This is a genomic window from Kutzneria sp. 744 (assembly GCF_000568255.1).
Taxonomy (GTDB): Bacteria; Actinomycetota; Actinomycetes; order Mycobacteriales; family Pseudonocardiaceae; genus Kutzneria.
This window is the reverse complement of sequence record NZ_KK037166.1, coordinates 2,010,126-2,021,681: the sequence shown is the minus strand read 5'-3', so window position 1 is coordinate 2,021,681 and position 11,556 is coordinate 2,010,126. Positions and strand designations below refer to the sequence as shown.

12 protein-coding genes are annotated in these 11,556 nt (G+C 70.9%); 7 read left to right on the top strand and 5 right to left on the bottom strand.

The genetic code is table 11. The features are described from left to right. From KUTG_RS08950 to KUTG_RS08940, 3 genes are all read left to right on the top strand, one after another. On the top strand, positions 1–328 hold a 328-nt coding region (locus KUTG_RS08950; RefSeq protein ID WP_043716314.1), incomplete at its 5' end, for a hypothetical protein. A gap of 11 nt (positions 329–339) precedes the next feature. After that, on the top strand, positions 340–1,524 hold the full coding sequence (locus KUTG_RS08945) for a hypothetical protein (RefSeq protein ID WP_043716312.1): 1,185 nt from the start codon (positions 340–342) through the stop codon (positions 1,522–1,524). A 54-nt stretch (positions 1,525–1,578) separates the two neighbouring features. Next, complete coding sequence (locus KUTG_RS08940; RefSeq protein WP_043716310.1) at positions 1,579–1,959, top strand: DUF427 domain-containing protein; 381 nt, start codon at positions 1,579–1,581, stop codon at positions 1,957–1,959. On the opposite strand, the gene KUTG_RS08935 is transcribed toward KUTG_RS08940, so the two are convergent. Next, positions 1,956–3,410, bottom strand: coding sequence for a gamma-glutamyltransferase (locus KUTG_RS08935; protein WP_043716308.1), 1,455 nt, complete (start codon positions 3,408–3,410; stop codon positions 1,956–1,958). The two genes, KUTG_RS08940 and KUTG_RS08935, sit on opposite strands and share 4 nt — an antisense overlap. Positions 3,411–3,492: 82 nt before the next feature. Between KUTG_RS08935 and KUTG_RS08930 the strand changes: the two genes are divergently transcribed. Beyond that, positions 3,493–4,383 (top strand): TIGR03854 family LLM class F420-dependent oxidoreductase, encoded by an 891-nt coding sequence (locus KUTG_RS08930; protein WP_052394236.1) that lies wholly within the window; start codon positions 3,493–3,495, stop codon positions 4,381–4,383. A 7-nt stretch (positions 4,384–4,390) separates the two neighbouring features. Here KUTG_RS08930 and KUTG_RS08925 read toward each other — a convergent pair whose 3' ends face one another. Then, positions 4,391–5,524 (bottom strand): CaiB/BaiF CoA transferase family protein, encoded by a 1,134-nt coding sequence (locus tag KUTG_RS08925; RefSeq protein ID WP_043716306.1) that lies wholly within the window; start codon positions 5,522–5,524, stop codon positions 4,391–4,393. Positions 5,525–5,557: 33 nt separating this feature from the next. Between KUTG_RS08925 and KUTG_RS08920 the strand changes: the two genes are divergently transcribed. The 3 genes from KUTG_RS08920 (at position 5,558) to KUTG_RS53145 (ending at position 9,786) form a co-directional block, all read left to right on the top strand. Beyond that, positions 5,558–6,688 (top strand): FAD-dependent oxidoreductase, encoded by a 1,131-nt coding sequence (locus KUTG_RS08920; protein WP_043716304.1) that lies wholly within the window; start codon positions 5,558–5,560, stop codon positions 6,686–6,688. A gap of 171 nt (positions 6,689–6,859) precedes the next feature. Beyond that, the gene (locus KUTG_RS08915) at positions 6,860–9,277 is read left to right on the top strand and encodes an ATP-binding protein (RefSeq protein ID WP_043716302.1); all 2,418 of its coding nucleotides are present in this window, start codon (positions 6,860–6,862) and stop codon (positions 9,275–9,277) included. Positions 9,278–9,330: 53 nt separating this feature from the next. Next, on the top strand, positions 9,331–9,786 hold the full coding sequence (locus KUTG_RS53145; protein WP_232240719.1) for a sigma factor: 456 nt from the start codon (positions 9,331–9,333) through the stop codon (positions 9,784–9,786). On the opposite strand, the gene KUTG_RS08905 is transcribed toward KUTG_RS53145, so the two are convergent. The 3 genes from KUTG_RS08905 to KUTG_RS08895 all read right to left on the bottom strand — a co-directional run bounded on the left by KUTG_RS08905 (position 9,731) and on the right by KUTG_RS08895 (position 11,523). Next, positions 9,731–10,102 (bottom strand): YccF domain-containing protein, encoded by a 372-nt coding sequence (locus KUTG_RS08905; protein WP_043716300.1) that lies wholly within the window; start codon positions 10,100–10,102, stop codon positions 9,731–9,733. The two genes, KUTG_RS53145 and KUTG_RS08905, sit on opposite strands and share 56 nt — an antisense overlap. Before the next feature lie 96 nt (positions 10,103–10,198). After that, on the bottom strand, positions 10,199–10,975 hold the full coding sequence (locus tag KUTG_RS53140; RefSeq protein WP_052394234.1) for a hypothetical protein: 777 nt from the start codon (positions 10,973–10,975) through the stop codon (positions 10,199–10,201). After that, entirely contained in the window at positions 10,975–11,523 is a 549-nt protein-coding gene (locus KUTG_RS08895; protein ID WP_043716298.1) for a hypothetical protein, read from the bottom strand. Before KUTG_RS08895 ends, KUTG_RS53140 begins: the two co-directional genes overlap by 1 nt. Positions 11,524–11,556: the final 33 nt, after the last annotated feature.

Genomic DNA, 11,556 nt, shown 5'->3' with positions numbered 1-11,556 from the left:
CGACACCGACATCGCCGCCGCCCTGCCCCAGCTCGATCCGCACCGGGCCCCCGACACCAACAACGGCTCGTACCTCTGGAACGCCGACGGCAGCGAGCACATGTTCACCACCGATGCCGACGGCGCGGTCCGGGAGTACGTGCGGACCCGGGACGACGCCTGGGTCGCCTGGCAGGACACCGAGGCGGTGCCCGACGGCGCCAACTGGGTGGCGGCGTTCACCGCGCCGGACGACACCGTGCACGGCACGGAGACCGAGTTCTTCGTCTACTACACCTCCGATCGGCACGTGATCGTCGCCGATCTGACCGCGCCCTACCAGGCCTGAGGAGCCTTCTCTTGCGACGCCATGGGCTGTTGTCCCTCGTGTTGGCGGTCGTGGCGACGTTGGTCGCCGCCCCCGCCGCACACGCCGGCAACGGATACTTCACCAACCAGGACCTGACCGCTTCGATCGGCGCGCCGCTGGGCAACATGCAACCGGCCGGCTGGAGCACGCCGTGGGATCTCCAGCGGCACTTCGCGTACTACACGGCCGACAGCCGCCTCGTTGTCGCCTCCGCCGCCCCCGGCGGGGCCTGGTCGTGGACCACCCTCCTCAAGGGGGAGCCGGTGTACGGCTTCCTCGGCGTGTACTCGTACTCGTGGGACCACAGCTCGCGCATCGTCTACGCCGACGGCGTCAACCATCACCTGATGGAGATGTGGTCCAGCGACACCTCCCCGGCGTGGCAGAAGATCGACCTCACCGCGACCCACAACGGCCCGCTGGTCGACGGCGACCCGCACGGTTACGAGCAGGACGGCCAGCAGCACATCGTCTTCATGGACGGGCACGGCAACAACACCATCTGGGAGGCCGTGTTCGTGCCCGGCGCGGACTGGACCTTCACCAACCTGACCACCCTGACCGGGGTCAACCCGCGCAACAACTACGGGTCGTACCTGACCGCCCAGCCGTTGCAGTCCGACGGCGAGGCCATCGGCTACATCGGCGCCGACGACTACCCGCACGTGCTGATCGGGCAGCGCGGCCGCTGGCTGGACCAGCGGGTCGGGGTGCCGGCCGACAAGCAGTACTACAACGTGAACTCGATGGCCTTCCTGCGCGGCGGGCACGTCCAGCGCTATGCCTTCCGCTACGAGACCAGCGACCGCCACCTGCACGAGGCGGCGTGGGAGGCCGGTCGGTGGACCGACACCGACGTCACCGTGGTCACCGGGTCGACCGACCCGAACGGCCTGCCCAGTTCGGGCGACGACGAGTACCTGTGGAACGCGGACGGCAGCGAGCACATGTTCACCACCGGCTCCGACGGCGCCGTGCTGGAGTACGTGCGCACGCGCGACGGCCGCTGGTTCCTGTGGCGGGACACCGGCCCGATCGTCGACGGTCCCGCCTGGGTCGCCGGGTTCGCCGCGCCGGACGACGCCGCGCACGGCACCGAGACCGAGTTCTACGTCTACTACACCTCCGATCGGCACGTGATCATTTCCGACCTGACCGGGCCGTACCAGGCCTGATGCTGACCCCGCTCCCCGGGAACAACTCGCGGGGAGCGGGGTGTTGCTCGTTGTATGGCGACGAGCAAGCAGGTCCTGATCCCGAACGAGCAGCACCCGATCACGGTGACGGCCCAGGGTGAGCATGTGGTGGCCACGGTCGGCGGCCGGGTCATCGCGGACACGCGGGAGGCGCTGACGCTGCAGGAGAGCACCTATCCGGCGGTCCGGTACATCCCGCGCAAGGACGTGGACTTCACGCTGTTGGAGCGGTCCGAGCACGAGACGTACTGCCCGTACAAGGGCGACGCCTCCTACTTCAGCATCCGCGCGGGGGAGACCTCGGCGGACAACTCGGTGTGGACGTACGAGTCTCCTTTCGACGCGGTGGCGGAGATCAAGGAGTACGTGGCGTTCTACCCGAACGTGGTGGACGTGCAGGTCCGCGAGGACTAGAGCCCTTCGACCGTGCCGCCGCCGTACGGGGTGCGGGCGCCGACGAGCCGGTCACCGACGGCGATCCCGCCCCAGAAACCGCGGGGCAGGGTCACGTCGGTGACGGGCCGCACGGCCAGCGGCTGACCCAGCTCCTCGGTCTGCCGCCGCACGTCGGCGTCGACGCCGTCCTCGATCACCACCGGGGCACCGGCTTCGTAGCCGGTGCTGTGGAACATCGGCCTGCCCACGGCGTCGGCGATGTCGATGCCCAGGCCGAGCACGGCGTGCAGGCACTGCACGGTGGCGCCGTGCATGCCGGATCCGACGCTGCTGGACGCCAGCACCGGCACGCCGTCGCGTAACACGATCGCCGGGTTGGCCGGCGAGGGTAAGTGCTGGCCGGGGCCGAGTCTGGCCAGCGCGCGCTGTTGGAACGAGGCGGAGTCGGGGATGGAGACGCCGCCGGCGAACAGGCCAGTGGTGCCCCACAGAGTGGTGTTGATGGAGTGGCTCGCGGCGGCGACGGCCCCGTGCGTGTCCACGGCCAGCACGAAATCCGAGTGGCTGCCCGGAGGCCCGGGCTGCCGTGTGATGCCGATGAGGTCCCGCAGCGCGACCGGGTCGGCGAGCGGGTCGCCGATGCCTTCGGCCCGGCGTAATGCCTCCACCAGCGCCGCTCCGCCGCGATTCGGGCCGCCGGCGGCGTGCACCTGCGTGCCGTGGAAGTCCGCGACGACCGGCGCGGCCCACACCGGCTCGTAGGCGGCGAGATCGGCCAGCGTGGCCTTGCCGCCGGCCCCGCGCACGACGTCGACGAACTCCCGCGCCCACGGCCCGTGATACATCCATTCCGCGCCCTCGGCGGCGACGGCCCGCAGCGTGCGGACCAGTTCCGGTTGCCGGAACTCTTCGCCTTCCACTGCCCGGAACCCGGCCGGCAGCACGTCCTTGCGTAACTCGAACTGCTTTGCCCGCCCCGGTCCGACCGGAAATCCCCGTTCGGCCACGAAGATCGCGGGTTGGAACAGGTCGGCCCACGGCATCCGGCCGTGTCTTCGGTGGGCGGCCTGCAATCCGGCCATGAAGCCCGGCACCAGCGCGGTGCGACCGCTCGCGTGCGGTTGTCGTGGGATGCTGGCCGGGTCGTCCTCCTCGGCGAGGGTCGCGAAGCCGGCCGTCAGCGATTCCGTTGCCCCGTCGAGGAAATGCGTCAGCGTGAATACGCCCGCGTAGCTCACCCAGGCTCCGGCCGCGAGCGCGATCTGGGCCAGCGCCGTCGTGATGACGGCGTCTACCGCGCTGCCGCCCGCCGCCAGCACGTGCCGCCCCGCGAGCTGAGCGAACGGCCCCGTCGAGCCCACCAGCATCGCCCGCTCGCCCTCGGCCGACCTGCTCTCGGAGTCCGATCGGGACGCACCCAGCAGCAGATAGCGGCGCACCTCGTCGGCGTCCCATGTTGTCGGGTCCATGGCGCTCCCTTCGCATCCGTACAGTACTTATCAAAGCGTAAGTTCGGTGACTTGCGCAAGTCGCTCTGGTAAGACCGAGGGCATGGGCGTGCTGAAGGTGCGGTTGGGTGTTGGGCTCGGGCCGGGCGGCGGCGCCGCCGAGTTCCCCGGGATCGTCGACGAGTTGGAGGCGGCCGGCGTCGATTCGCTGTGGCTGTCCGAGGTCGTCTACGGCGCCAACGTCGAGCCGTTGATCGGCATGACGCATGCCTTGGCCCGCACCAGCAAGCTCAAGGTCGGCACCGGCGTCTCCGTCCTGCCCGGGCGCAACCCCGTGCTGGTGGCCAAGCAGCTCGCCACCCTCGCCGGCCTCGCCCCGAAGCGCGTGCTGCCCGTCTTCGGCCTACGCCCCGCCCGCCGCGACGAGTGGAATCTCTTTCCCGTCCCCGCCGGCCGCCGCGCCGCCGTCTTCGACGAGTCCCTCCAGCTGCTCAAGCTCCTGCTGACGCAGGACTCCGTCAGCTTCGATGGCGAGTTCTTCCAGCTCGACGCCGTTTCCCTCGCCGACCGCCCCGCTCGCCCCCTCGACGTCTGGATCGGCGGCAGCTCCCCGTCCGCCCTGCGCCGCGTCGGCCGCCTCGCCGACGGATGGCTCGGCAGCTTCGTCACCCCTTCGCAGGCCAAGCTCCATGTCGAGACCATCAAGGCCGCCGCCGCCGAGGCCGGCCGCTCCGTCGAGGAGGACCACTACGGCCTCTCCCTCGCCGTCGCTCCTCACGGCATCCCTCCCGAGCTCGCCCGCGCCGCCGCGGACCGCGCCCCCGGCGTCGACCCCGCCGATCTCGTCGCCGCCAGCTGGGACGACGCCCGCCGCCTCCTGGACCGCTACCTCGACGCCGGCCTCACCAAGTTCGTCCTTCGCCCCGCCGGCCCGGTGGCGTGGTCCGACTTCATGCGCCGCTTCCTGCCCCTGGCCGAGGCCCTCCACAACTAGGCCTGTCTCAAATCCCCAACCACCGCAACACTTCCTGCGTGTGCTCGCCCAGCGCCGGCACGGCCCCCATGGAAGCCTCCTGCCCGCGAACGGTCACCGGGGGAATCAACGCCTCAACCTCCCCGCCCGGCGTGGAGACGGTCCGCCAGCGGTCGCGTTCCACCAGCTGGGGATGGGCGGCGAACTCGGCGACGGTGCGCTGCCGGGCGAAGGCGATGCGGGAGGCTTCCAGGCGGGCGATCAGCGCCGAGCCGGTGAGGCCGCCGAAGACGGAGTCGATGACGGCATCCAGCTCGGCGCGATGGGTCAACCGCAAGGAGTTGGACGAGAAGCGGGCGTCGGTGGCCACGTGGGGGAGCAACAGGGTGGTGGAACAGAACTGCCGCCACTCCCGCTCGTTCTGGATGCCGAGCTGGATGACGGTGCCGTCGCCGGCACGGTAGGCGCCGTATGGGGCGATGGTGGCGTGGTGGACGCCGCTGCGGACGGGGGCGGCGCCGCCGTAATTGGTGTAGTAGAAGGGAAAGCCCATCCACTCGCCGAGGGCCTCCAGCATGGAGACCTCGAAACTGCAGCCGCGTCCGGTGCGGGAGCGGTCGTACAGCGCGGTGAGGATGCCGCTGTAGGCGTACATGCCGGCGGCGATGTCGGCGGCGGCGATGCCGACCTTGGCGGGGGACTCGGGGGTGCCGGTGACGGAGATGAGCCCGGCCTCGCTCTGGATCAACAGGTCGTAGGCTTTGCGGTCACGGTAGGGGCCGTCGGAGCCGTAGCCGGAGATGTCGCAGGTGATCAAGCGGGGGTGCTGGGCAGCCAAGGAGTCAGAACCGAAGCCGAGGCGGGCGGCGGCGCCGGGGGCGAGGTTCTGGACGAAGACGTCGGCCCGCGCGACGAGGGCGCGCAGGACATGGGCGTCCTCCTTGACGTCGAGTTCGACGCTCTCCTTGCCACGGTTGAGCCAGACGAAGTGGCTGGACTGCCCGTGCACGGTTCGGTCGTAACCACGGGCGAAGTCGCCTACGCCGGGGCGCTCGATCTTGATGACGCGGGCGCCGAGGTCGGCCAGCTGACGGGTGGCGAAGGGCGCGGCGACGGCCTGCTCCAAGGCGACGACCAACAGTCCGGACAGCGGTCCTGGCATCGGTACCTCCCTGCTCAAGGCAATAATGGACCAGTGACGCGAATCCTGATCATCGGCGGCGGCATCGCGGGCACCGCTGCGGCGCTGGCCGCGCACAAGGCGGATATCCGGGTGACGGTCTTCGAAGCGCATCCGGACAGCGGCGCGGACATCGGAGCGTTCCTCACGCTGGCCAGCAACGGCATGATCGCGCTGGCCCAGCTGGACGCGGCCGACGCGGTGGCCGAGGTGGGGTTTCCGCTGACGTCCATGCGCGTCACCTCGAACACGGGCGATGTGCTGGCGGTCACACCGATCGGCGAGCAGGTCGACCCGCTGCGCCACTACCGCTGCATCGGACGGGCCGAACTGGGCATTGCCCTGCGCGCGGAGGCCAAGCGGCGTGGCATCGAAATCGTGCACGGCAAGCGCCTTGACGGCGTCGACGACGACACGGTGACGTTCGAGGACGGCAGCACGGCCACGGGTGACCTCATTCTCGGGGCCGACGGCCTGAATTCCACGGTCCGCCACCACATCGCCCCGACAAGCCCCCGCTACGCCGGTCAGCGCGTCTTCTACGGCTACACGGCCGACGCGAAGCCCGATCACGAGCCGGGACGGATCGACATGATCCGCGGCAGCGGCACGGCCATGGGCTATGCGGTGTCACCGGAGGGGGAGACGAACTGGTTCTGCCGCGTGCCGGAGACGGAGCTGTCGGCCGAGGAGATCGCCGCTGGCTCGCCGGAGCAGTGGCGGGAGGCCCTGCTGCCGCTGGTACGGCCGGATGCGACGCCGGCGGCGGACATCATCGCGGCCACGACCGACCGGCTGATGGTGACCAACGCGAAGGACCTGCCGGAGGGCATGCCCTGGCGCAAAGGCCGCATGCTGCTGATCGGGGACGCCGCGCACGCCGCCTCCCCGGCGACGGGCCAGGGGGCGTCGATGGCGCTGGAGGACGCCGTGGTACTGGGCAAAGCGCTGCGCGACCTGGGCGTGACGGCCGAGGCCCTGGACGCCTACGAGGCCCTGCGCCGGCCCCGGGTCGAGCAGAACATTGCCACGAGCGCCCGGTTCACGGCGGGGCGGACCCCGTCGCAGACGCCGCCCCGGCAGCGGCCGACGCCGTCGCGGGACGAGGAGCTCATGGCACAGCTGGACTGGTCGCGGCCGATCTGATGCCCCGAATCTGATGTACCGGGGTGCCAGGAGATCTGCCCGGGCGTCCCCGGACGTATCTGGGGCGCAGACGGGCAACACCTGTGAGCCGTGAAGGTCGGCCGCTACGATGGCCAGTCCTTTCACGGGTAAGGTCGAGCCACGGGTGCAGGAGAGGGAGTGCCGTTGTCAGTGGCACCGACGCGCTGCGAGACGTGTGGGAACGAGCTGCCGTCGCGGGGCGACGGACCGGGGCGTCCAGCCCGGTTCTGCTCGCGTGCCTGCCGGCAGCGAGCCTACCGCCTGCGCACCGGTGACCAGCCGGCCGAAGCCGAGCTCGGGAACGGCGCGGAGCCGCAGGCCACGTCCGCGCGGCGGCTGCCGGCCAGCCGCGACGCCTTCATCGGGCGGGTCCAGGAGCTGACCGACATCGGCGTGCTGCTGCGCCGCGCCCGCCTGGTGAGCCTGGTCGGCCCGGGCGGCGCCGGCAAGACGCGGCTGGCCGCCGAGTACGCGGCGCGGGCGGCGGCCACATATCCGGACGGCGTGTGGATCGTCGAGCTGGCCCCGTTGACCACCGATCACCTGCTGGCCCAGACGATCGCGTCGGCGCTGGGCGTGCGGGAGCAGGCCGGCGAGGACCTCGTGGACACGGTTGTCCTTGCGCTGCAAGGGAAGCGTGTACTGCTCGTGATCGACAACTGCGAGCACCTCGTGGACGCGAGCGCGTCGCTGGCCGATGCCCTGCTGACCGGCTGCCCGCAGCTGCGCGTGCTGGTCACCAGCCGGGAATCCCTTGACCTGCCGGGGGAAGCGGTGCTGCGGGTGGGCCACCTGTCGCTGCCGCACGAGGTGGTCTCGTCGCGTTCGGACGCAGTGCAGCTGTTCGTGGAGCGGGCCCGGCTGCTCCGGCCCGACTTCGAGTTGACCGACGTGAACCGCCCGGTGGTGGCGGAGATCTGCATGCGCCTGGACGGCATGCCGCTGGCCATCGAGCTGGCCGCGCGCTGGGTGCGTGTGCTGTCGGTGGAGGAGATCCTCGCACGCCTCGACGACCGGTTCGAGCTGCTGTCACGGGGCCCGCGCACGGCCGCGGCGCGGCACCGTGACCTGCGGGCGACCATCGAGTGGAGCTATGAGCTGCTCGACGACACCGAGCGGGAGGCCCTGCGCCGCCTGTCGGTGCTGTCCGGCGACTTCAGCCTGGACTCGGCCGGCGCGGTGTGCGGCACGAGCGCGCAGCGCACGCTCCGGCTGCTGGCCGACCTGGACGCGAAATCGCTGGTCGTGGCCGTGCCTGGTGTGATGCAGCGGTTCCGCCTGCTGGAGTCGATCCGGATGTTCGGGCGGGAGAAGCTGGCCGAGGCCGGTGAGGTCGACGAGATCCACGACCGTCTGGTCGGCTGGCTGTCCTCGATCAGCGAGTCGCACTACGTGGACCAGATGCTGGCCACGGTGGACGACGACGGTCCGCGGGTCGATGACGAGCGCGACAACCTGTTGCCGGCCGTGGAATGGACGACCGCGCGCCGCGACGAGCGCCTGGCAGTGTTGGCGGCCGCGCTCGGCGGGGCCTGGCGGCGTCAGGGGCACACCGTCCAGATCCGCAAGCTGCTGGAGGCCGCGCTCACGATCACCGCGGCCGATAATCCGCACCGCAGCCTGGCGCTGCTCGAACTGGGCTGGTTCAACATCGCCGCCGGCGACTTCGAGCGGGCTCATGAGCTCGCGGCGGAGGCGAGGCGGCTGGAGGAACAGCGCGACCGGCCGATGGTGCTCGGCCGTAGCATGACGTTGCTGTCGCTGATCTACCAGGCGCTGGACGACATGCCGAGCAGCACCCGGTGCGCCGAGCGCTGCGTGGAGCTGGTGCGCCCGCTGGGCCAGCCGCTGGACACCGCGGTCGCCCTGCACAATTTGGGCTACGCCGCGATGGCCGGCGGCGATCTGGCGCGGGCGGCGGAGCTGATCGAGGAGAGCCTGCCGGTCTACCTGGAGCTCGCCGATCCCGTGAAGCAGATGGAAACCCTGCACTCGGCCGGCGCGATCGCATTGGAGCGTGGCCGGATCGACCAGGCCGGCGACTATTTCCTACGCAGCGTCGAGGCCTGCCCGCAGGCGCACGCGCCGTCCACGTATCCGTTGGAGGGCCTGGCGATCGTCGCCGCGCTGACCGGCGAGCCCAAGCGGGCCCTGCTGCTCGGCACGGCGGCGGCGGCGCAGCTGCGCAAGTGGCGGATGCGCCGGGAACCGTTCTGGCGGGGGCATGTCGACACCGCGATGGCCACCGCGCGGGCCGCGCTGGGCGCGCAGGCCGCGCGGGAGGCCACCGAGGCCGGCGAGCGGATGACCCTGGAGCAGGCGATCGCCTACTCGCTGCGGGCGCCGATCGTCGACGAGGACGACTCGCCGCTGTCGCAGCGCGAGTGCGACGTGGCGATGCTGACCGCGGAGGGCCTGACCAACCGGGAGATCGCGATCCGGCTGTCGATCTCCGAGCGGACCGTGGAAACGCACCTGCTGCACATCCGCACGAAGCTCGACCTGCGCACCCGCGCCCAGGTCGCGGCGTGGGCGGTGGAGCAGGGCCGGGTTTCGTCACGCCCCTGAGCCCTGTGGGTTTCCCCGATGCCGGGGCCCGGCCGATGGTTGAAACTAAAACCATGGCTAGGGGAGAGAAGGTCGTCCGGGCGTTGTACCAGCAGCACGGGGCCGCGCTGATGGCGTACGCGAACCGGTTGACCGGGGGCCGCCAGGCCTGGGCCGACGACGTCGTCACGGAGACGCTCGTCCGCGCGGCCAAGGCCGGTGACCTGGGCAAGGACATTCAGGCGCGGCTGTGGCTGTTCCGCACCGTGCAGGACGTGGTCGGCGAGGGCACCGACAGCGTGGTGCCGGTGGCGCAGCGCCGACAGCTCGCCGTCGCCGACGCGCTGTTCGCGCTGCCACCCCGGCACCGTGACGTTTTGGTCGCGCCCAAGCCCGGCGCCGCCGCCACCAAGGACGCCTTCGCCGCGCTGCAACGCGTTCAGGAGCGCGCTGGCGGCCCGCGGCGTGACGAAATCAGGTCTCGACGATCTGCTTGCCGAGCGGCAGCAGTGACACCGGGATCAGCTTGAAGTTGGCCACCCCGAACGGGATGCCGATGATCGTGACGCAGAGCAGGAAGCCGGTGACCAGATGTCCGAGTGCCAGCCACCAACCGGCAACCACCAGCCAGATGATGTTGCCGAGCACCGCCCCCGCACCCGCCGACGGCTTGTCGACCAGGGTGCGTCCGAATGGCCACAGCGCGTAGCTCGCCATGCGGAACGACGCGATGCCGAACGGGATCGTGATGATCAGCACGCAGCAGATCACGCCGGCCACGGCGTAGCCCAGCGCCATCCAGAAGCCGGACAGCACCAGCCAGATCAGGTTCAGCAGGGTCTTCATGCCCCCATCCTGCCCGGGCGGTGCCACCGGTGGTGCCGCGACGGGCGAGGTCCAGGGTCATTTCAGGGTCGGCATCAGGGTGGCGGCCCCGACTGGTCAGTGCGCCAGCAGCTGATCGAGGAACGACCGGTAGCCGCGCAGCGCGAGGCGGAGATCCTCGGTCTCGGCGCTCGATCCCTCGCGCCACTTCTCCTCGAGCAGGTGCTTGCGCTGGCTGAACGCTGAGGCCAGCGACTGCATCAGCTCGGCGACCAGCACGTCGGCGTCCTGCACGGACCGCTTCGGGTCGTCGACGAAGCCGGCCTGCACCTCGTGCCAGCGGTCACGGAAGCGGGCGGCGTCGGCCTCGTCGAACAGCACGTCGGCGGCGGCGGCCCCGGATTCACGCTTGTCGGTGTTGTGCTTCGGGCCGCGCTGGCCGGCGATCGCGGTGTCGTGCTTGGACTCCCGCTCGCCGGCGAGCGCGGCGCCGGGCTCGCGGCGGTCGGCCGGCGTGGTGCCGGCCAGTCTGGTGTCGGCCGGCCGGGCCGTCTCGTCGTTGGTGGTGATGCGGTCCTCATTGTCGAGCCGGTCGCCGGAAATCCGGTCCGACCCGGCACGGCCGGCCTTGCCGGCATCGGTTCGACCGGTGTCCGTGTGATCGGTTTCGGCCCGGCCGGAGCCGGCGCGATCGGACTCGACCCGATTGGACGCGGTGCGGTCGGACGCGGTGCGGTCGGACTCGGTGCCATTGGACTCGACACGGCCGGTGTCGGCGCGGTCCGAGTCGATCGGGTCGGTCCGCTCACGGGACGTGCCGGCGGTCGTCGGTGTGGCGTTGGTCGAGTTGGCGATGTCGTCGGTCGTGGTGGGGTTCTTGTGCTGCTGCGGCATCACTTGCTCCGTTCCGTCGTGGCGTGGTCGAGGAGGTCCTCGACGAGCGTGCGGTAGTGGCGCATGGCGTTGCGCAGGTCCTCGGTGGACGGCGGGTCGTCGTCGCCGCGGCTGGAGATGTCGTGCGCGATGCGGTAGTTGCCCAGCACCTTGGAGTGCTCGACGGACAGGTCGGCGATCTGCTGCTCGGCGCCCTCGACCGGGTAGCCGCGGTCGCGCATGATCTGGCCCACCAGCTCGTCGGCCCGGCGGACCGCGCCGCGCGGCGAGTCCACGAACTGCTCCTGCGCCCACGCCCAGTCGCGCAGGTAGCCCTCGCGGCTCTCGTCGGTCAGCGGGCGCAGCTCGAACTTCTCGTGCCGGCGCTGGCGCTCCTCGAGCTCCTGCTCGGCGGTCCGGCGATCTCCCTTGTCCCGCACCAGATGGTCGTACTCGGGACCGAACTTCGCTTGCAGCTGCCGGCGCTTGAGGTAGGGACGGGCCGCGAGCCCGGCCGCCAGCAGAACGACTACGACAACGACCACGATCACGATGGCTGTGGTCGACATGGGGTCCTCCTTCGTCGATGTGACTACCGACGA